Source organism: Sulfuritalea sp. (assembly GCF_017302275.1).
Lineage (GTDB): Bacteria > Pseudomonadota > Gammaproteobacteria > Burkholderiales > Rhodocyclaceae > Sulfuritalea.
On record NZ_JAFLDR010000027.1, the window covers coordinates 1 to 20,290 of the forward strand.

20 protein-coding genes are annotated in these 20,290 nt (G+C 60.3%); 9 read left to right on the top strand and 11 right to left on the bottom strand.

What is annotated here, in order from left to right; genetic code table 11:
* The 4 genes from J0M27_RS14385 to J0M27_RS14400 form a co-directional block, all read right to left on the bottom strand.
* Positions 1 to 641: hypothetical protein (locus J0M27_RS14385; RefSeq protein ID WP_294992999.1), on the bottom strand; the 641-nt coding region annotated here is incomplete at its 3' end.
* Positions 642 to 674: 33 nt separating this feature from the next.
* Positions 675 to 1,355 carry a Bax inhibitor-1/YccA family protein gene (locus J0M27_RS14390; protein ID WP_294993002.1) on the bottom strand — a complete coding sequence of 227 codons (681 nt, stop codon included), beginning with the start codon at positions 1,353 to 1,355 and terminating at the stop codon, positions 675 to 677.
* Positions 1,356 to 1,395: 40 nt separating this feature from the next.
* Positions 1,396 to 2,364: a DUF533 domain-containing protein gene (locus J0M27_RS14395; RefSeq protein ID WP_294993005.1), complete on the bottom strand. Its 969-nt coding sequence runs from the start codon at positions 2,362 to 2,364 to the stop codon at positions 1,396 to 1,398.
* 44 nt (positions 2,365 to 2,408) lie between these two features.
* Positions 2,409 to 2,795, bottom strand: coding sequence for an HPF/RaiA family ribosome-associated protein (locus J0M27_RS14400; RefSeq protein ID WP_294993008.1), 387 nt, complete (start codon positions 2,793 to 2,795; stop codon positions 2,409 to 2,411).
* Between the two features lie 140 nt (positions 2,796 to 2,935).
* On the opposite strand from J0M27_RS14400, the gene nhaR reads away from it, so the two are divergent.
* Complete coding sequence (gene nhaR, locus J0M27_RS14405; RefSeq protein WP_294993010.1) at positions 2,936 to 3,862, top strand: transcriptional activator NhaR; 927 nt, start codon at positions 2,936 to 2,938, stop codon at positions 3,860 to 3,862.
* A 285-nt stretch (positions 3,863 to 4,147) separates the two neighbouring features.
* Here the strand turns inward: nhaR and J0M27_RS14410 are convergent, their stop codons facing one another.
* The 7 genes from J0M27_RS14410 to dnaA form a co-directional block, all read right to left on the bottom strand.
* Positions 4,148 to 4,729, bottom strand: coding sequence for a histidine phosphatase family protein (locus tag J0M27_RS14410; RefSeq protein ID WP_294993013.1), 582 nt, complete (start codon positions 4,727 to 4,729; stop codon positions 4,148 to 4,150).
* Between the two features lie 130 nt (positions 4,730 to 4,859).
* Positions 4,860 to 5,345 carry a hypothetical protein gene (locus J0M27_RS14415; RefSeq protein WP_294993015.1) on the bottom strand — a complete coding sequence of 162 codons (486 nt, stop codon included), beginning with the start codon at positions 5,343 to 5,345 and terminating at the stop codon, positions 4,860 to 4,862.
* Positions 5,346 to 5,427: 82 nt separating this feature from the next.
* Positions 5,428 to 6,132 carry a transglycosylase SLT domain-containing protein gene (locus J0M27_RS14420; protein WP_294993018.1) on the bottom strand — a complete coding sequence of 235 codons (705 nt, stop codon included), beginning with the start codon at positions 6,130 to 6,132 and terminating at the stop codon, positions 5,428 to 5,430.
* A gap of 222 nt (positions 6,133 to 6,354) precedes the next feature.
* Positions 6,355 to 6,900, bottom strand: a complete 546-nt coding sequence (locus tag J0M27_RS14425; protein WP_294993021.1) for a phasin family protein — start codon at positions 6,898 to 6,900, stop codon at positions 6,355 to 6,357.
* A 346-nt stretch (positions 6,901 to 7,246) separates the two neighbouring features.
* The gene (gene gyrB / locus J0M27_RS14430; protein WP_294993024.1) at positions 7,247 to 9,703 is read right to left on the bottom strand and encodes a DNA topoisomerase (ATP-hydrolyzing) subunit B; all 2,457 of its coding nucleotides are present in this window, start codon (positions 9,701 to 9,703) and stop codon (positions 7,247 to 7,249) included.
* Positions 9,704 to 9,725: 22 nt separating this feature from the next.
* On the bottom strand, positions 9,726 to 10,829 hold the full coding sequence (gene dnaN / locus J0M27_RS14435; RefSeq protein ID WP_294993027.1) for a DNA polymerase III subunit beta: 1,104 nt from the start codon (positions 10,827 to 10,829) through the stop codon (positions 9,726 to 9,728).
* A 207-nt stretch (positions 10,830 to 11,036) separates the two neighbouring features.
* A complete protein-coding gene (gene dnaA / locus J0M27_RS14440; RefSeq protein ID WP_294993029.1) occupies positions 11,037 to 12,401 on the bottom strand; it encodes a chromosomal replication initiator protein DnaA in 1,365 nt (454 codons plus the stop codon).
* 207 nt (positions 12,402 to 12,608) lie between these two features.
* On the opposite strand from dnaA, the gene rpmH reads away from it, so the two are divergent.
* From rpmH to J0M27_RS14475, 8 genes are all read left to right on the top strand, one after another.
* Complete coding sequence (gene rpmH, locus J0M27_RS14445) at positions 12,609 to 12,743, top strand: 50S ribosomal protein L34 (RefSeq protein WP_294993032.1); 135 nt, start codon at positions 12,609 to 12,611, stop codon at positions 12,741 to 12,743.
* Positions 12,712 to 13,122: a ribonuclease P protein component gene (locus J0M27_RS21395; protein ID WP_365962848.1), complete on the top strand. Its 411-nt coding sequence runs from the start codon at positions 12,712 to 12,714 to the stop codon at positions 13,120 to 13,122. The genes rpmH and J0M27_RS21395 overlap by 32 nt, the downstream gene beginning before the upstream one ends.
* The gene (gene yidD / locus J0M27_RS14450; RefSeq protein ID WP_294993035.1) at positions 13,119 to 13,343 is read left to right on the top strand and encodes a membrane protein insertion efficiency factor YidD; all 225 of its coding nucleotides are present in this window, start codon (positions 13,119 to 13,121) and stop codon (positions 13,341 to 13,343) included. Before J0M27_RS21395 ends, yidD begins: the two co-directional genes overlap by 4 nt.
* Positions 13,344 to 13,383: 40 nt before the next feature.
* Positions 13,384 to 15,006, top strand: a complete 1,623-nt coding sequence (gene yidC, locus J0M27_RS14455; RefSeq protein ID WP_294993038.1) for a membrane protein insertase YidC — start codon at positions 13,384 to 13,386, stop codon at positions 15,004 to 15,006.
* 65 nt (positions 15,007 to 15,071) lie between these two features.
* A complete protein-coding gene (gene mnmE, locus J0M27_RS14460; protein WP_294993041.1) occupies positions 15,072 to 16,418 on the top strand; it encodes a tRNA uridine-5-carboxymethylaminomethyl(34) synthesis GTPase MnmE in 1,347 nt (448 codons plus the stop codon).
* Between the two features lie 9 nt (positions 16,419 to 16,427).
* Positions 16,428 to 17,192, top strand: coding sequence for a TSUP family transporter (locus J0M27_RS14465; RefSeq protein WP_294993044.1), 765 nt, complete (start codon positions 16,428 to 16,430; stop codon positions 17,190 to 17,192).
* Positions 17,193 to 17,457: 265 nt separating this feature from the next.
* Positions 17,458 to 18,495 carry a branched-chain amino acid ABC transporter permease gene (locus J0M27_RS14470; protein ID WP_294993047.1) on the top strand — a complete coding sequence of 346 codons (1,038 nt, stop codon included), beginning with the start codon at positions 17,458 to 17,460 and terminating at the stop codon, positions 18,493 to 18,495.
* Positions 18,495 to 20,282, top strand: coding sequence for a branched-chain amino acid ABC transporter ATP-binding protein/permease (locus J0M27_RS14475; protein ID WP_294993050.1), 1,788 nt, complete (start codon positions 18,495 to 18,497; stop codon positions 20,280 to 20,282). Before J0M27_RS14470 ends, J0M27_RS14475 begins: the two co-directional genes overlap by 1 nt.
* Positions 20,283 to 20,290: the final 8 nt, after the last annotated feature.

Sequence of the window (20,290 nt, forward strand, 5' to 3'; positions counted from 1 at the left end):
TAAAAACTACGTTGCTCGTCATCTTTTCGCTTGTTAACCCATTTTCGCAAACGATCAAGTTCGGTGGGCTCCAAGAGTGCATAAAGAGGGAGCATTCGGGTAGAACTTTTCGTTTTGAGGCGACGAGATGCCGTCGGGCGAATGAGTAGGAATGCGGGATCGTGCATCAACTGATCGCTAAGTTCGAGCTTTAGCACTTCCATCCGTCGTAGTCCGCAACGATAAGATAACGTCAGGAGTAACCAACCAATTTCAGCCAACTCAGGATCAATTACATCGATAACGCGGGCAACGAATTGATCACGGATTCGAACAAACTCTTCATGGGAGATGATATTGGCATCAACGGGGACGAGTCCATCTGATGTGCCAAACACTTCAGAGGCATTCATTGGGGAGGCGTCGCGTTCTGCTTCCAAGTAACGCTGAAATTCACGCAGAACTCTCAGCATTTTTCTGCGAATACTTGGCGTTTCAGCATCGCTTAGTGTCTCCTCATACAAACCGATCCATTCATCTTCGTCATAGTCCGAGGCGCTCTCGCCCATCAGTCCTCCGAGGCGCTTGGCGGCCTCGGCATCCTGAACCATCAGGCCGACGCCCATGACGACGGCAAAAAGTGCGATTGCTATGCGTTTCATCGTGAATCTCCTTTAGTGGAACCGGGGTGCGTGTCAGTCGCTGCTGTTCATGAAGCCGAGCAGCTGCAACAGGCTGGTGAAGAGGTTGAAGATGGCGACGAACAGCGTGACCGTGGCCATCACGTAGTTGGTTTCACCGCCGTGGATGATGTTCGAGGTCTCGTACAGGATCAGGCCGGACATCAGCAGCACGAAGGCGGCCGAGACGGCCAGCGACAGAGCCGGGATCTCGAAGAAGATCGCCGCGAGGCCGGCGACGAAGGCGACCAGGATGCCGACCATGAGGAAGCCGCCCATGAAGCTGAAGTCCTTGCGCGTGGTCAGCGCGTAGCCGGAGAGGCCGACGAAGATCGCGCCGGTGCCGGCCATCGCGGTCATCACCGTCTGGCCGCCGTTGGGCAGGCCGAGGTAGTGGCTTACGATGGGGCCCAGCGTGTAGCCCATGAAACCGGTGAGGGCGAAGACCGAGACCAGGCCCCAGCCGCTGTTGCGCAGCTTGGTGGTGGCGAACAGCAGGCCGAAGTAGCCGATCAGGGTCACGATCAACCCCGGATGCGGCAAGTTCAAGGCCACGGCCCCGGCGGCCGTGGCGGCGGCGAACAACAGGGTCATCGACAGCAGCAGATAGGTGTTGCGGATCACCCGGTTGGTGGCGAGCACGGATTCCGTGCCGGTGCGGGGCAGGGCGATGGCTTGGGTGTTGGCTTGGCTCATGTGTGTCTCCTTTTGAAAATGGACTGCCTGGGTGGTGACTTCAGTTGCCGCGGACCATGGCCATGACGCGGCCCATGTCGAGCGTTTCGGCCTGCTGCCGGATCTGCGGCAGGTACTGCGCCTGCATCTGTTTGGCGGGTTCCAGCAGGTTCTGGAAGCTGTCGCGCAGCATGGCCGGCGTCATGGTCCGTCCGCCGGCGTAATAGCGCCGGGCGGCCTGCCCCAGCGCGTAGGTGGTGGCGAAGGAAAACGCCATGCCGGTGGCGGCGCCGCCGAGCTTGCCGATCGTTTTGCCGGCGACCTTGCCGAGCAGGCCGCCGAGCAGCTTGCGGCCGAACTGTTCGAGGTACTGCGAGGTGAGCCCGACCCCGGCGGCGGCGATGAATTCCTTGATGTGGCCCTGGTCGAGCTCGACCCCGTGGGCCTTGCCGATGCCATAGACCATCTTGACCTGCAGCGGAATGATGGCCATCGAGGCCCAGGATTGCGGCAGCAGTTCGAGCGCGCCGTTCACCATGGCGTAGTTGAGGATGGATTTGTCCAGCTCGGCGGCGGAAACCGACGGCACGGCAGCGACGACCGGGCCGGCGGTGGCGGTGGCGGCTGTCGCCGGCGGCACCGCCGATTCCATTTCGCCGACCAGGGTGTCGATCTCTTTTTCGACGAACCCGGTGACGGCGCTGTCGAGCTTGAGCAGCGCTTTAAGTTCATCGAGGAAGCGCCGTTCGGCATCGCACAGGCGGCCGTCGGCTTCACAGACGCAAACCGCCATTTCATAGGCGAGCTGGCGCTGGCCGGAGTCGTCCAGCGCGGCGGCCGCGCCGGCGAGACTGGTGCGCTTGAGGAGCACGTCCTGGTACAGGCCGGCGAGGTCGATCCCGCCCCCGGCATCGGCCAGCGATGCGGCGATGCGGCGGACTTCTTCGCGCTCGCGCTCCGCCTTGATGCCGTCGGCAAACGCGGCATACAGGGCGATAACGAGGATGGACTGCTGCTCTTCCGGTTTCATGGTTGCGCTACCTTCGTTTCAACAAGTCGGTGATGTCGGGCCCGTCAATCGGTGCCCATCACCGCGGCGGCATCGCGCTCGGAATAGGCGGCGGATGCTTCCCGGCCGGCAAGCCGGGCATGGGGGAACTCGCGCAAACGTTCCAGGCGGCGCACCACCGCGCGTTCGGCCCGCTCGGCGGCGCGATCGATGGCGACGTAGAGATCGGCCTCGGTATCCTCGATCACCACGTTCCGGGTGCCGGCGAAGGGGACCTGGATGCGGCAGCGCTTGTCGCGGCCGCCGCGCGGCCCGTTGATGTCGGAGAGGCGCACGCTGACGGCGCGGACATCGTGGTTGGCCCAGCCGAGGGCGAACTGCAGGCGCCGCTGGGTGTGCTCGCGCAGCCCTTCGGTCAGGTCGAATCCGCTGGCCTTGATGTCGATACGCATGACGCTTGCTCCTTTCGGGTTGAACACGGAGCGGATGCTAGGGTGCGCTGACAGATCGAACAAGTCGATTATTTGGAGCTGATACATCGATAAGTTCGATGTTATGCTTTGCCTGCGCAGATGCGCGAATCGCGCGGGCCATGGAGGATGACAGGGTGGCGGCACTCAACTTCAAGCACTTGAGATATTTCTGGATGGTGGCCAAGACCGGCAGCATCGCGCGCGCCGCGGAGCAGCTGCACCTGACGCCGCATTCGATCAGCGGGCAGTTGCGCGAATTCGAGGCGAGCCTGGGCGTGGAACTGTTCCGCCGCGTCGGCCGCAACCTGGAAACCACCGATGCCGGACGCAGCATCGTCAGCTACGCGGAGGAGATCTTCACCGTCGCCGACGAGCTACAGGAGGTCTTGCGCGGCCAGCAGACCAGGAAGTCGCTGCCGTTCCGGGTCGGCATCGCCGATTCGGTGTCCAAGTCGGTGGCCTACCGGCTGGTGGATCCGGCGCTCGGGCTGGACGAGCCGGTGCGGCTTATCTGCCGCGAGGGGCGCCTGGCGACGCTGCTGGCCGACCTGGCTATCCACCGGCTGGACCTGATCATCGCCGACCGGCCGATGCCGACCAACCTGAACGTGCGCGGCTACAGCCACCTGCTGGGCGAGAGCGGCCTGACCGTGTTCGGCACCCGCGATCTGGCGAAGAAACTGTCCGGCGGGTTTCCCGCCCTGCTCGACGACGCGCCCTTCCTGCTGCCGGGCGAGGACGTCGCGATCCGGCCGAAATTGCTGCAGTGGCTGGATGCGCAGGGCGTGCGGCCGCGCATCGTCGGCGAGTTCGACGACAGCGCGCTGATGAAATCCTTCGGCCAGGCCGGCGCCGGCCTGTTCGTCGCGCCGACCGCCATCGCCGCCCATGTCTGCGAGCAATACAAGGTCACAGAAATCGGCCGCATCGATTCGGTGGTCGAACACCTCTACGCGATCAGCACCGAGCGCCGGCTCACCCATCCCGCCATCGTGGCGATCAGCAAGGCAGCGCGGCGCGACGTTTTCGGCAGCGTCAGGCGCTGAGTTGCATTTCCGGGGCCAACCGCGGGCTGTGTGCGTGATTCTTCGAGCGGGCGGCGCTGCGGTGGTGGATTGGATTCGCCGTACCGCCATCGCCGACTTTCGAATCCTGACCCAAATCGCCGGGGCCTTGAATGCCTGTTCGTGCCGCGCTCGCAGGTCAGTGCCCACAGCACGGTGGCGACCACGCCGAAAGCCGCGTCGCTCGGTAAATGGACCTGAAGCCGGGTACGCGAGAACGCGACAACGAGCAGGGCGACGATTACCGTCACGACCTGGCGCCGGGGATCATGGATCGGCCAGCGTCCCCAGCCATCGAGGATTACCCGTGCCGTTGAGCTGGAACAGGCTGCCACCGCCGGATGCGGTGGGGCCCGCGGTAAACGCGGTGATGGTGAACTGGTGGGTAACCAGCACGACAGGCAGGCCGTCGGCGGGCAGGCGGGCGAGGAATTCCCTGAGCTTGGCGAGCCGCGCATCTCGGTCTTCCGGGCGCGGGAAAAAGGAGTTCAGCGCCGGCAGCGGTTCGACCGGGCCGAGGCCGAGCAGCCGCGCGGTTTCGAGGCAGCGACACCACTGGCTGGAATACACCCTGGCGCGCACGATGCCGCCGCGCGCCAGGCGCTGCCCCAACTCGGCGGCCTGGCGGCGGCCCTCGGCGTCAAGGTTGCGCTGGGTGGCACAGTCGTCGATACGGAAGCCTGGCGGATCGCCGTTTCCCGGCGCGGTCGCGTGGCGCAGCATCAGCAGCCGTCCCGGTTTGGCCAGTTCGGCGACCGCTTGACCGGCACCGGACGGGAGTGCGAACGACAGCAGGGTAATGGCGGCGAGCAGGGTACGCGGCAACGTGGTCAGGCGAGCAAGGATCACCGTGGCTGTCCTCCGCGATTCCACGCACGGTCCGAACTGACCGTGCATGCATTATGCCCACGGACGAAAGGACTTGCGACTTGCCGGCAACCACCCGGGCGGATGGCGGAAAACTCGACGGTTTGGGCGGTCAGTGATGGGCCAAGACGTTGCCGCGGGTCGCTGGCGGGCCTTCATGCTGGCTTTCCTGCGGCCTCGACACTGGCGCGCGGACGGCGCCCGATAGATGTGAGGTCAGTTCCCGGTCGACCACGATCAGTTGCGCCAGAAGGCGCCCGCGATCGAGCTCACGGGCGCTGTTGCGCAGGGATTCCAGTTGCGCGATCACGGTATCGTGACGCGCGCGATGCCTGGGATCCGCGATCGAGGTCAGGCATTCCATGAGCTCTTCTTCCTGGCGGAAACTGGCGCGGGTGCATTCGATGAGGCGATCCAGCGCGACGACGAAGCGCTCCGGGGGCTGCTTTTCGATGTACATGCGCAGGGTTTCGACCTGCGCATCGACCAGATCATGGCGCAGTCCCTGCCATTCGTCCTTGGCCTGCTTTGGTGTGCCGGACCTGCCGGCCGACGAAGCCTGGGATGAATTCTCGACCTTGCCGCTTTGACTCGACACTTGAAACCTCCCTAGGATGGAACCGGGAAACTAACATTTTGAGTGTAGCCATGATTTTAGTGTGGTCAAACTATTCGGCGGGTCAACTCGCACTGATGCGGTTCGCGCCGACCTTGCGTTGCAGCGCCTGTTCAATGCGCTGTTTTTCCGCAAGCACCCGGTTGGCGTAAGCCTGATCCGGGTCGTCGATGACGCCGCCGTAATATTGCAGGCCTTCCATCAGGCCACCCTGACGACGGACGGCTTCCTGCAGGATTCGGGCGCCTACCTGGACGTTGATGACGGGATCGAGGAAAGCCTGTTTGCCGGCGTCCGCGGGCAGTTTGTCGAGGTGAAAGCGCGGTATCACCTGCATCAGGCCCAGCGCACCCATGGGGCTTTGGGCGTAGGGATTGAATCCGGATTCGATGCCGATGATGGCGATGAGCAGCAGCGGGTCGAGATTCCGGGCGCGGGCGGCGCCCTGGGCTGCCGCAAATATCGGTTGCAGGGCTTCCGGCGACACGCGATAGCGTTGCGCGACGGCTTCGAGAGCGGTGGTCAAGGCCGGTGTCAGCAGGGGCCTGACGGCGGTGCCGGCAGTGTTTGCCGCGGCTGCATCGGCAGTGCTTGTCGCGTCGGTCGCCGGCATTTTCGACAGCGATGGCAAGCTGACTTCGTTCGCCAGTCCCGCGGCGAGCAACAGCACGCCCGCGAACGCAATCACGGCGAGGTCGATATGCAGATAGCTGAAGAAAGTTTCCTTGCCACGGAACAGCGAGATTCGCTGTGAAAGTGTTGCCGTCATGATTCATCCTTTGCTGCGGGAGCGCGGCGGCGGCCTTAACCCGGATGGAGCCAGGATCAACTGCCGGACCCGCGCCCGACCGGGGCTTAAACCATGCGTGGCGCGCCATGTGCCGCCGCAGTCGATCGGGGCTACTCCCTGCTAGATTCGGCCGGCCGAATCACGCGGCACGGTTCGTTTTCAGCGGAAACGGATCGGGTACCGATCCGTCCCTGGAACTTGTCAGCGCGCCCGGGGTGGCGTCTGTGTTGAGCCTGCCAGCATCTTTGCCAGCACGGCGAGGTTGGCCTCCGCGACCTCATTGGCTTGCCGTGCCGCGAGGTTCATGCGGTCAAACGCCGCATTCGCCGCAGTAACGGCGGAGCGCAAGGAGTTCAGGGCGAGGTCGGCGCCGACAGGCGCCTTGTCCGCAGCCCGATCCAGCGCCTGATCCAGCGATTGCCGGAGTTCCGTAACGCCGGATTCGACCAGCTTCGAAACCGTCGCTCCGGTCTGGGAGGCGATTTCGACCACGCGCCTCGAATATTCCGCGGCTTCCCGCGTATCCGTGCGGCTGAGCCGGGTCTGGAGCGTCACCAGGGCTTCCGGGTTCTTCGCCTCCAGCAAGGCCCGACTGGTAGCCGCACCCTGTTCAAGCAGGTTGCGGGCGGTATTCAGATTCAGCGCCGCGAGGCGCTCGGCGCCGGCGAAGGCGATGCCGGCGAAACGCTCGAAAGCCTGGATGCCAGCTTCATTGGCGTTGTGGGACTGTTGGGATGTCTGGTGCATGGGGACCTCCATAAAGATCTGAAACCCTGAGCTCGCGAAACCCGCGATCACACCCGAATGCTGCGCTGCAATATTCGTAACTTACTTGCTAATACATGGCTTGTCAAGCTTGGTTGGTGCGATGCAGCAACACCTGATCGCCGGGCCAGCTACCCGGCGGATTGCTACTGGCAGAACCGGCTGTTGTGGCCGTAGGAGAGCAATGCGAAAAAAACCCGGTACCTAGGTACCGGGTGAATCCAATCCATGCGGATCGGAGGAGGAGTAAGTAAATGCTAATACTCCCTTGGCGCAAAGAGTAGGCGCCTTCCTCTAACCGGCATGGGGACGGCGCCCGCGGTCGCGATCAGACGTCGATATTCCTCGCGTACAGTGCGTTGGACTCGATGAACGCCCGCCGCGGTTCGACGTCGTCGCCCATCAGGGTGGTGAAGATTTCGTCGGCGGCAATGGCGTCGTCGATCTGTACCCGAAGCAGGCGGCGGACCGCCGGGTCCATGGTGGTTTCCCAAAGCTGTTCCGGGTTCATCTCACCGAGGCCTTTGTAGCGCTGTTTGGCCAAGCCTCGCTCGACTTCGTTCAACATCCATTTCATGGCTTCGGCGAAGCTGGTCACGGCAAGGGTCTTTTCGCCGCGACTGATGGAAGCGCCTTCGCCCATGAGCCCGGCGATCATCTGCGCCGTGCGGCGAATCTGCAGGTAATCGCCGGACAGCAGGAAATCCTCGTCGATGCGACCGACACGCAGATTTCCGTGCCGCATGCGGATCACGGCAAGCATCCAGCGCTCGTGCGTGTCGTCGAAGCGCGGTTCGATGCGGACTTCGGACGATAGCCTGGCGCTTATGCGCTCGGCGCTATCGCGGGTGGCGGTCTCGCTCGAGGTATCGATCGAAATGTCGTGGGCCAGCAAGGCGTGAAGCACTTCACCGTCGATGAAATCGGTGACACGCCGGATCACCGCTTCGGACAGCAGATAGGCGCGGGCCAGGGCGCCGAGAGCCTCGCCTTCGACCACGGCGGCAGCGGAGCGCGGCGTGAGTTGCGTGCCCTCCAGGGCCAGGCGCAGCAAATGCTGGTTCAGCTCGTGGTCGTCCTTGATGTAGGTTTCGCTCTTGCCATGCTTGATCTTGTACAGCGGTGGCTGGGCAATGTAGATATAGCCGCGCTCGACCAGCTCCGGCATCTGCCGGTAGAAAAACGTCAGCAGCAGGGTGCGAATGTGGGCACCATCGACGTCGGCATCGGTCATGATGATGATGCGGTGGTAGCGCAGCTTGGCGATGTCGAAATCCTCGGTGCCGATGCCGCAACCCAGCGCTGTTACCAGCGTGACGATCTGTTCGCTGGAAATTAGCTTGTCGTAGCGCGCCTTTTCCACATTGAGCACCTTGCCGCGCAGCGGCAGGATGGCTTGGAACTTCCGGTCGCGTCCCTGCTTGGCCGAACCTCCGGCCGAATCGCCCTCGACGATGTACATCTCGCACAGGGCGGGATCCTTTTCCTGGCAGTCCGCCAGTTTGCCCGGCAGGCCGAGGCCGTCCAGCACACCTTTGCGCCGGGTCATGTCGCGCGCCTTGCGCGCGGCTTCACGAGCACGGGCGGCCTCGACGATCTTTCCGGTAATGATCTTGGCGTCGAGCGGCTTTTCCTGGAGATAGTCGGCCAACCTCTGCGCCACCACTTCCTCGATGGCGGGCCGGGCTTCCGAGGAAACCAGCTTCATCTTGGTCTGCGAGGCGAATTTCGGATCGGGCATCTTCACCGAAAGCACGCAAGCCAAGCCTTCGCGCATGTCATCGCCGGTAATCTCGACCTTCGCCTTCTTGGCGATCTCGTTCTCTTCGATGTATTTGTTGATCACCCGCGTCATTGCGGCACGCAGGCCGGTGAGGTGGGTGCCGCCGTCCGACTGCGGGATATTGTTGGTAAAGCACAGGACCTGTTCCGCGTAGGAGTCGTTCCATTGCATCGCGACTTCAACATCGATGTTGACCCCGTTCTGCACGGAAACCCCTGAGGAGTGGAACACGGAAGGGTGCAGCACGGTCTTGGTGCGATTGATGTACTCGACGAAACCCTTGACGCCGCCGGAGAAGGCGAAGTCTTCTTCCTTCATGTTGCGCTGGTCGATGAGCCGGATCTTGACGCCATTATTCAGAAAGGAAAGTTCGCGCAGGCGCTTGGCCAGGATGTCGTAGTGATACTCGACGTTGCCGAAGATTTCGTCGTCGGCCATGAAATGGACTTCGGTACCGCGCTTTTCGGTGTCGCCAAGGACTCGCAATGGCGATACCTCGACCCCGTTCTGGACTTCAATGACACGATCAACCGCGTGGCCGCGATTGAATTCCATCTGGTACTTCTTGCCGTCGCGCCGGATGATGAGGCGCAACCACTTGGAAAGGGCATTGACGCAGGAAACGCCGACGCCGTGCAGACCGCCGGAGACCTTGTAGGAATTCTGGTTGAACTTGCCGCCGGCGTGCAGGACGCACATGACGATCTCCGCCGCCGAGCGCTTCGGTTCATGTTTATCGTCGAACTTGATCCCGGTCGGGATGCCGCGACCGTTGTCGGTCACCGAGATCGAACTGTCGGTGTGGATCGTGATGACAATGTCGTCGCAGTAACCGGCCAGCGCCTCGTCGATGGCGTTGTCTACGACCTCGAACACCATGTGATGCAGGCCGGTGCCGTCGGAGGTGTCGCCGATGTACATCCCCGGGCGTTTGCGGACTGCCTCGAGGCCTTCTAATTGCTGGATGCTGGATTCGTCGTAAGCGGGTGCGTTCGGGATCATGAAATGGTTCTGGGCTGGTGCATCAAATTCGCATCGGCATTACAACGTATTTGAACGTGTCGTTGCCAGGAAGGATGAAAAGGGCACTGGAATTGGCGTCGGCCAGGTGCAGCTCGATTCCTTCATTGCTGACGTTGTTGAGGACGTCCAGTAAATAGGTGACGTTGAAACCGACGTCGAGCGCGTCCCCGGAATAATCGATTTCGATCTCTTCCTGTGCTTCTTCCTGTTCGGCATTGCTGGAGATGATTTTGAGGCTGCCGGGAGCAAGGACCAGGCGCACGCCGCGAAACTTTTCATTGGTCAGGATCGCCGCGCGCAGCAGGGAGTGCAACAGTGCATTGCGCGAAAGGCGAATGAGCTTGCTGTGATGCTGCGGAATCACGCGCTCGTAATCTGGAAATTTTCCGTCAATCAGTTTCGACACCAGTTCGATGCTGCCGAAACTGAAGCGGGCTTGGGTCGGCGTCAGGCTTATTTCAAGTGGATCGTCGTTGTCCGCAAGTTGGCGCGATAGCTCAAGCACTGTCTTGCGCGGCAGGATGACTTCGATCGGCGACGGTGCTTCCTCGAGGGTTTCAGCAGCATAGGCCAGACGATGGCCATCGGTAGCCACCATGCGCAGTTCCTTGCCTTTTGCCACCAGCAACAATCCATTCAGGTAATACCGGATGTCCTGTTGTGCCATGGCGTACTGGACCAGTCCCAAGAGGCGTTTCATTTGCCGCTGCGTGATGGACAACCGGGAAGCTTGCCCGTCGGCCGTGCTCATGCGCGGAAAATCCTCGGCTGGCAGGGTTTGCAGGTTGAAGCGGCTTTTCCCGGCCTTCAACTGTAGCCTTTTGTCGTCCACGGCAAGGCTGACCTCAGCCGTATCCGGGAGCGAGCGCAGGATATCCTGCAACTTCCGGGCACCGACCGTCATGGTTGCCTTCTCAGGCCCCACTGTCGGGGTTTCAGTCGTGATCTGTATTTCTATATCGGTCGCCAGGAGGGTCAACTTCTCTCCATTCTTTTCCATAAGAACGTTGGAAAGGATGGGGAGTGTATGTCGCTTTTCTACGATGCCGCAGACGGATTGCAGAGGTGAAAGCAATTGATCGCGTGGACCTTTGAATAGGATCATATATAGAACTCTTATGATTAATAAGGGAAGCGCTTGTCTGTGGAAAACCGACTATTTTTCATTAAATACAATAAATTATAACGTGAATAAGCGTGTTGATGATCGTGTGTTCCAAATGTGCGCAAATGTGGATGAAAGCTGATGCGAGATTTGAGGAAGCTACTTATCCACAATTTTCAATAGCGTTTCGGTTAAATTGATCACAGGCTAGCCTTTGATGGTCTGGATCAGAACATGCAGGTCATTGTTGAGTCTTGAATCCTTGCCGCGTAAATCCATGATTGTGCGGCAAGCATGCATCACGGTCGTGTGGTCTCTACCACCAAAGGCTTCGCCTATTTCCGGGAGGCTGTGAGAAGTGAGTTCGCGTGTCAGCCACATTGCCACTTGGCGGGGGCGGGCTATGGCACGTGTGCGCTTCTGGGAATACATGTCGGCGACCTTGATCTTGTAGAAGTCGGAAACGGTCTTTTGTACCAGTTCGAGCGAGATCTGGCGATTGGTGGCGCCAATGATGTCTCGCAGGGCTTCCTTGGCGACATCGAGGTTGATCTCGCGGCCGTGGAAGCGGGCGTAGGCGATGACGCGATTCAAGGCACCTTCAAGCTCCCTGACGTTTGAGCGAAGATTTTTTGCTATCAGGAAGGAAACTTCATCAGAAACGACAATTTTCTCGGCTTCCGCCTTTTTTTTGAGAATCGCGATACGCATTTCGAGTTCAGGCGGCTCGATCGCGACCGTCAAACCCCAGTCGAAACGTGACACCAGGCGTTCTTCCAGACCTTGAACGTCTTTTGGATAGGTATCACACGTAATGATGATCTGTTTCTTCGCTTCAACCAGCGCATTGAAGGCGTAGAAGAATTCTTCCTGGGTCCTGTCCTTCCGGTTGAAAAACTGGATGTCGTCTATCAGGAGCAGGTCCAGGGAACGATAGTAGTGTTTGAACGCTTCGCGCGAATTCTGCTGGAAGGCTCGCACGACGTCGGAGAAGTAGTCTTCCGCATGGACGTAGCGAACTTCCATGCCGGGATTTGCGGTGTAAATCGAATTGCCGATGGCGTGGATCAGGTGCGTCTTGCCGAGGCCAACACCACCGTAAATGAAAAGTGGGTTGTAGGAAACCCCCGGATTCAAAGCGACCTGTTGGGCGGCGGCGCGGGCGAGGTCATTGGCGCGTCCGGTTACGAGGTTGTCGAAGGTGAAATCGGCGTTCAACCGGGTCTTCTCATATCCGGAATCGGTGATCGCGGCTCGAGCGGGCGGTTTGGGAATGCTCGCTTCCGCCTCGGGTTCGACGACTTCGGGTGGTGGTGCCTCGGCAGCTGGTTCAGCGACAGCCAGTTTGATGATTTTCGGCGTTGGGAAATGAACCTGTGCCATGGCCTCGATCTTCGCCAGGTATCGTTCCCTTACCCATTGCATGACGAAGCGATTGGGTGCAAGGAGTTTCAGGTTATCCGGCTCCGCTGGGTCGGCCTCAAGCCTAAGGCCTTTGATCCATGTGTTGAATTGTTGTGTGGGAAGGTCTTGCCCGAAGCGAGTAAGGCAGAGCGACCAAAATTCGTTCATGACGATCTATTCAACTCGGGACTTGTATAACCAGGGCGCGGAAGGCACGGAAGTTCGTTGTTATTTTGCAGGCCGTTTCCGGTCTGGCCAAAGCTCATTCTAGCGGTTTCATGAAAAGTTATCCACAGGCCCGCAGAGCTGTAGCGCTTGACAAAACGACGGCAAAAGGCTGTAATCCGCCGCTTTTCTTGAATAAGGGGTTTTGCCATGAAACGCACCTATCAGCCATCGGTCGTGCGCCGTAAACGCACCCACGGCTTCCTCGTGCGCATGCGTACCCGCGGTGGTCGTGCTGTGATCCGTGCGCGTCGTGCCAAGGGTCGTCATCGTCTCGGAGTCTGAACACAAAACCCCTTTTGGTTTTGCTCAACGTTTGCACCGGCCGGGAGAGTTTTTGGCCGTGATGGAAGCAAGGCGAGTTGTCAGGGGTGAGTGTTTCGACTTGCACTTCGGTCCTGATGCGACGGGAGGAGTAGCTCGACTCGGATGGATCGTACCGAAGAGGCTGGCGCGAAGCGCATCGTTGCGCAATGCGGTAAAGCGGCAGGGACGGGAGGCCTTTCGGCTTCTAGCAAAAGAGCTGGTTGCCCGTGATCTGGTTTTTCGGTTGAAACGAGGGATTAGCCAGGTCCGGGCCGCGGATGCTTTGCAACGCAGGAACTGGCGTTCGGAGATTGAAAGCCTCCTGCGCAAGCTGCCGGTTATTTCGAATTCAAGATGAGTTGGTGGCGACCCGTCCAACCGCTGCTGTGGCTGATACGTGGCTACCAATTGGCGATCAGTCCCATGCTGGGCAATCGCTGCCGTTTTCATCCCAGTTGTTCCGACTACGCCATCGAGGCATTGCGTCGCCATGGCCTCTTCAAGGGCCTGTGGCTCGCCGTGCGCCGCGTCGGGTCCTGCCACCCGTGGCACCCGGGCGGTTATGATCCCGTACCCTGAAAAGCCCGCCTTACTGAATTGAAAGATTGCCGAGACCGTAATGGATAACCGACGATTGATCCTGCTTCTGGTTTTCAGTTTCTCGCTGATCATGCTCTGGGACGCATGGCAGCGACAGAACGCGCCAAAGCCCGCTGTCTCGGCTCCGTCACCGACCGCAACGGCACCTGCGGCCGGTGTGGTACCCACGCCGACGCTACCTGCTGCCATGACGGGAGTCGCTGCAGTGCCGGCTGCGATAGCGGTCCCGCTGGGCGCGGTTACCGCGAAAATTCGGACCGATCTGCTGGTCGTGGATGTTTCTTCACAAGGCGGCGACATTACACGGGTCGAGCTGGTCCGTCATCGGGATTCGGAGGACAAGTCGAAAAACTTTGTCCTGCTCGAAAACGGCGGCAAGCATGTTTATCTGGCTCAGTCCGGGGTGATCGGCGACGGCCTGCCCAACCACAAGATGGAATGGAAGCTGACGCCGGGCGAGCGGGTGCTCAAGGATGGCGAGGACAAGCTCGAACTCCGTCTGGAGGCGACCGCGGCTACTGGTGCGAAAGTTGCCAAGACCTACGTTTTCAGTCGCGGCAGCTATCAGGTCGAGGTTCGGCATGAAGGCGTGGCGCCCGGCGCACATGCTTACTACCAGATCACGCGGGATGGCAAGCCCGCCGGCGAACAAAGCAACGCGATGATGATGGGTGTGGTGACGTTTACCGGCCCCGCCGTTTATACGGACGCCGAAAAATTTCAGAAGGTTGAGTTCGCGGACATCCTCAAGGGCAAGGCGAAGTTCGCGCAGAAGGCCGATAACGGCTGGGTTGCGATGATCCAGCACTATTTTGTTTCGGCATGGTTGCCGCCGGCGGGCACCGCGCGTGAGTTCTTCATGCGCAAGGTTGGCGAGGATCTCTATTCCGCGGGTGTCATCGTGCCTGTTGGCGCGGATGGGAGGAGCTCGGTATCTTTTTACGTCGGTCCGCAGGAGCAGGAGAAGCTGGAAAAGGTGGCTCCCGGGCTTGACTTGGTGGTGGACTACGGTTGGCTGACGGTGATCGCTGCGCCCTTGTTCTGGGTGCTTGCAGCGATTTATAAACTGGTCGGCAATTGGGGTTGGGCGATCATGGGTCTCACGCTGCTGCTCAAACTGGCGTTTTTCCCGCTTTCGGCGGCAAGTTACAAGTCGATGGCGAAGATGCGCGTCCTGACACCCAAGCTGGTGAAGCTAAAGGAGGTGTATGGCGACGACAAGCAGCGCCTCAACCAGGAAATGATGGCCCTCTACAAGAAGGAAAAGGTCAATCCCCTAGGCGGCTGCCTGCCTGTGCTGGTGCAGATCCCGGTCTTCATCGCTCTGTACTGGGTGTTGCTGGGCACCGTGGAGATGCGAAACGCTCCCTGGTTGGGCTGGATCACCGACCTTTCGGTGAAGGATCCCTACTATGTGCTGCCGCTTATCATGGGCGCTACGATGTTCATCCAGACCAAGCTCAATCCGACGCCTCCGGATCCCATCCAGGCAAAGGTCATGTTGTTCATGCCTATCATTTTTACCGTGATGTTCCTCTGGTTCCCGGCTGGCCTGGTGCTCTACTGGACGGTGAACAACATCCTCTCGATCGCGCAACAGTGGCAGATCACCCGCCTGGTCGAGGCCGGCGAAAAGAAGTAGGCGTGATTTCGATCCTGCCTGTCGGGACGTCGGTCTACTCACCGCGCTGACTACGGAAAGGCAGGATGGGTAAGCCGAGCACCGGGACTATCGCTGCCATCGCAACGGCGGCGGGTCGAGGCGGAATCGGGGTGGTTCGGGTTTCCGGTTCCGGGCTGTTACCCTTCGCACAAGCGCTTTGTGGGAAGACTCCCGTACCGCGGTATGCCCAGTTGTGTCGGTTTCTGGGTGCTGACGGGGTGGCCATTGACCAGGGTATCCTGCTCTATTTCCCGGCGCCGCATTCCTTTACGGGCGAGGATGTGCTCGAGTTGCAGGGCCACGGCGGGCCGATGGTGATGCAGCTGCTGCTGGCGCGGTGCGTGGAACTTGGGGCGCGCTTGGCGGAGCCCGGCGAATTTTCGCGGCGCGCGTTTCTCAATGACAGGCTGGACCTGGTTCAGGCCGAAGCCATCGCAGACCTGATCGAAGCGGGTACCGCGGCTGCGGCGCGTTCGGCGTTGCGCTCGCTGTCAGGCGAGTTCTCGCGCGAGGTTCGCGCGCTGGTCGCGCGCCTGGTCGAATTGCGCATGCTGGTGGAAGCGACGTTGGATTTCCCCGAAGAGGAAATCGACATACTGCGCGACACGGATGCCGCCCTGCGTCTGGAGCGGATTAACGCGGACCTGGCCAGCCTTCTCGGGCGCGCGCGGGCCGGGCGATTGTTGCGGTCGGGATTGCACGTGGTGATAGCGGGGTTGCCCAATGTTGGCAAGTCTTCGCTTTTGAATCGGCTGGCTGGTGATGAACGGGCGATCGTCGCCGATGTTGCCGGAACCACTCGTGATGCCGTGCGCGAAACCATCCAGCTTGAAGGCATTCCACTGCATGTCGTGGATACGGCCGGTTTGCGGGATACCGAGGATGTGGTGGAGCGGATGGGCATCGAACGCACCTGGCGCGAAATTGAACGTGCTGACGTGGTGTTGCAACTGGTCGATGCGCGGACCGGCGAGACCGCGGCGGACCGGGAAATTGCGGCTCTGCTTCCGGCGGGGGTTGAGCGCATCGTCGTGGAGAACAAGTGCGACCTTGCGCTGCGGGAGGCTGAACGCCGCGCGGGGGAGGGCGGGGTGAGTATTTGCTTGTCGGCCATGAATGGCGATGGCATCGACCTGCTGCATGATGAACTGCTGCGGGTGGCGGGCTGGAGCGGACATGGGGAAGACGTCGTCCTGGCGCGGGAGCGTCATCTCGAGGCGCTCGGCATCGCCGCCGAAAAGTCGGCGCTGGCGGCACGGCAGCTGGACCGGATCGAACTGTGCGCGGAGGAGCTGCGGCTTGCGCAGGAGGCGCTTTCCCGCATTACTGGCGAATTTACCGCCGACGATTTGCTGGGAGAGATTTTTTCCCGGTTTTGCATCGGCAAGTAGGCGCATTTCTTGTCTGAGATAGACCTGATCCTGTTGTTGGTTGCCGCACTATTCGCCGGGTTCGTCGATGCGGTGGCAGGCGGGGGCGGGCTGATCCAGGTTCCGACGCTGCTCGTCGCGCTGCCGGCCGAGGCTCCGGCGACGGTATTTGGAACCAACAAGCTTTCCAGCATTTTTGGGACCGCCAACGCTGCGCTGCGATACGCGCGGCGGATCGCGTTGCCATGGGGAATCGCCTTGCCGGCCGCGGGCGCGGCTTTCGTTTTTTCTTTCGGGGGAGCGGCGGCGGTAGCTTGGATGCCGAAAGATATCGTGCGCCCGCTGGTGCTGGCCATGCTGGTCCTGGTCCTGATTTATACGGTGGCCCGGCCGGATTTCGGCCACGTTGCCGGCGCGAGGTTGTCCGCTGCCCTGGAGTTGAAATGCGGCATGATTGCCGGCGCGATGCTGGGTTTCTATGATGGCTTTTTCGGTCCCGGGGCGGGCAGTTTCATGATTTTTGCATTCGTGCATTTTTTCAGGCTGGATTTCCTTCATGCGTCAAGTGCGGCGAAGGTGGTCAATTTTGCGACGAATGCCGCTGCGCTGGCCTATTTTGCGCCGACCGGTCACGTGCTGTGGATGGTTGGTCTGGCGATGGCCGTATTCAATATCGTCGGTGCCGTAATGGGGTCGCGCCTTGCGCTGCATCACGGCAGCGGTTTCGTCCGTGGCGTTTTCATTGTTGTGGCGGGGGTCCTCATCGCTCGATTGGGCTACGATACTTTTTCCTGAAAGCCTGCGACTGGGCAGGTTCGTGGCGGTCGAGTCGGCCGCGCGTGCCGGCATCGCCGATATTCTTCAAGACCTTTCGCATCAGGAAAAGGCGAATGCTTGTTTATCTTTGACAATGTCTTGCGAGGGGTTTTCGGTAAATGTATACTGTATACTTAATTGCATCCGGGCAGATTGGCAATCAGTCGGCCGCCAGATGATTAGGCGGCCGAAGTTTGTGCGGGGTTGTCCGGGGCGGCTTCCAGGCTAACGAGAGAGCGGAGTTATGGACCTGCAAATTGCGCTGTTGCTGGGGCAGGATGGAATAACCAATGGCGCGATCTACGCGCTACTGTCCTTTGCTCTTGTCCTGGTTTTTGCCGTTACGCGGGTGATTTATATTCCACAGGGGGAGTTTGTCGCCTATGGCGCGCTGACGCTTGCCAGCTTTCAGGCGGGCAAGACGCCGGGTACCTTGTGGCTGTTGATCGGCGCCGGACTCGTTGTAGCCATGGTCGATCTGAGCCAGGCCTTGCGATCGCGTACGGCGCGAAGAATCCCCAGGATCTTGGCCTGGAATCTGGTGTACCCGGCGGTGGCGGCGGCCATTGTCTTCCTGCTCAAACCCGGCGAGTTGCCATTGCTGGCACAGATCATCCTGGCCCTGGTTCTGGTGGTTCCGCTCGGACCCATGATTTATCGCTTGGCCTACCAGCCTCTCGCCGAAGCCAGCGTCCTTGTGTTGCTGATCGTTTCCGTCGCCGTGCATCTGGCGATGACGGGCCTCGGGCTGCTCTTCTTCGGGGCGGAGGGTTCGCGCACACCGGCATTTTCCGATGCGAGTTTCGACCTTGGAATTCTTACCGTGAGCGGGCAGACAGCGTGGGTTTTGGGTGCCAGCCTGTTCCTGATCGTCGTGCTGTACCTGTTCTTTGAGCGGACGATCTACGGCAAGGCCTTGCGTGCCACCGCGATGAATCGCACGGGGGCGCGATTGATGGGAATTTCCACGGTGATGGCGGGCAAATTGTCCTTTCTGCTCGCCGCATTGATAGGCACGTTTTCGGGGGTCCTGATCGCACCGATAACCACCATTTACTACGACACCGGATTCCTGATCGGCCTCAAGGGGTTTGTCGGTGCCATTGTCGGTGGCCTTGGCAGCTACCCGATGGCGGCAGCAGGTGCGATTCTGGTCGGTTTGCTGGAAGCCTATTCTTCCTTCTGGGCATCGGCGTTCAAGGAGGTCATTGTTTTCACGGTAATCATTCCTGTCCTGATCTGGCTTTCCCTGACGACTCGTCACGTCGAGGAGGAAGAGTGATGGCGCCGCGATTGCTGCCCGGGATTTTTCTGGTTTTGGTGGCCGTCGCACCAAATGTGGTTTCCGAGTTTTACGTCACCCTGCTCAATTACATTGGTCTTTCGGCACTGGTGGCATTGGGTTTGGTGTTGCTGACCGGGGTCGGTGGCCTGACTTCGTTTGGTCAGGCTGCCTTTGTGGGGCTCGGTGCCTATGCAACGGCGTATTTGTCGATTGGCCAGGGACTTCCTGGCTGGCTGGCGTTCCTTGGCGGCTCGCCCTGGTTGGGGTTGTTGGTTGGGTTGTTGCTCACCGCGGTGGTCGCCTATGTTCTCGGCTTGCTGACCCTGGGGCTATCCGGGCATTTCCTGCCCTTGGGGACGCTGGCCTGGGGGCTAAGCCTGTACTTCCTGTTCGGCAACCTGGAGTTTCTCGGCGGACACACGGGGTTGGCGGGGATACCTGTCTTGTCCTTGTTGGGGATACCGTTCAAGGATGGGCGCATTTTTTTCTACTTGATCTGGGCGGTGGTGCTTGGAGCTGTCTGGCTTAGCAAGAATCTGCTGGATTCGCGTGAAGGGCGGGCAATTCGGGCGTTGAAGGGGGGTGTCGTCATGGCGGAGGCCATGGGGGTCGACACCACGCGGTCGAAAACCGTGATCTTTTTGGTCGCCGCCTTGTTCTCCTGTATTTCGGGTTGGCTGTACGCGCATATGCAGCGATTCGTTAACCCGACGCCTTTCAGTCTTCACTTGGGCATCGAGTATCTCTTCATGGCGGTGGTCGGTGGTGCGGGTCATGTCTGGGGTGCGATTGTCGGTGCGGCGGTGATAACGGTGCTCAAGCAGTGGCTTCAGGATATTCTGCCGGGCTTGCTTGGCGCTTCAGGCAATTTCGAGATGATCGTGTTCGGCATCATGATGGTCCTCGTTCTGCAGCGCGCACGAGAAGGGCTGTGGCCGTTGCTGATCCGCTTTGTTCCCCAGGGCCGCCCGGCATGCATTGTCGTCGATGCTCAGGCCATGGCCAGGAAGGCGCTCCCGGAATCGGGGCAGGTTCTGCTCGAAGCGAAAGATATCGTGAAGCGATTTGGCGGGTTGATAGCGAACAACAACCTGAGCCTTAGCGTGAAAGCCGGGGAAGTCATGGCCTTGATCGGGCCCAATGGCGCGGGCAAGTCGACGATGTTCAACTGCATTTCCGGGGTTGATTCCGCAAGCGAAGGTGAGGTTCTGTTTTGTGGTCAGGCGATCACTCGGCTGAATTCAAGGCAGATTGCACGCCTTGGGATGAGTCGTACATTTCAGCATGTCCGCATATTGCCGGCCATGAGTGTTCTGGAGAATGTCGCCATTGGCGGCCACTTGCGCGGAAGCAAGGGTGTCCTTCCCGCAATGCTGCATATGGATCGTGGGGAGGAAAGGCGTTTGTTGGCGGAGGCCGCGCGCCAGGTCGAGCGTGTCGGCCTCAAGGATTCGATGTTTGAACCGGCGGGAAGCCTGGCTCTGGGACAGCAAAGAACCCTCGAGATCGCGCGGGCGCTTTGCGCTGACCCGTGTTTACTGTTGCTTGATGAACCGGCGGCGGGTTTGCGTTATCTTGAAAAGCAGGCGTTGGCCGAGTTGCTGCGCAAACTGCGGGCTGAAGGGATGGGCATCCTGCTGGTGGAGCACGACATGGATTTCGTCATGGGTCTGGCGGATCGTGTGGTCGTCATGGAGTTTGGCGAAAAGATTGCCGAGGGCTTGCCCGATGAGGTGCAACGCAATCCGGCGGTGCTTGAGGCCTATCTCGGGGGCGTAGACTGATGAGTGAT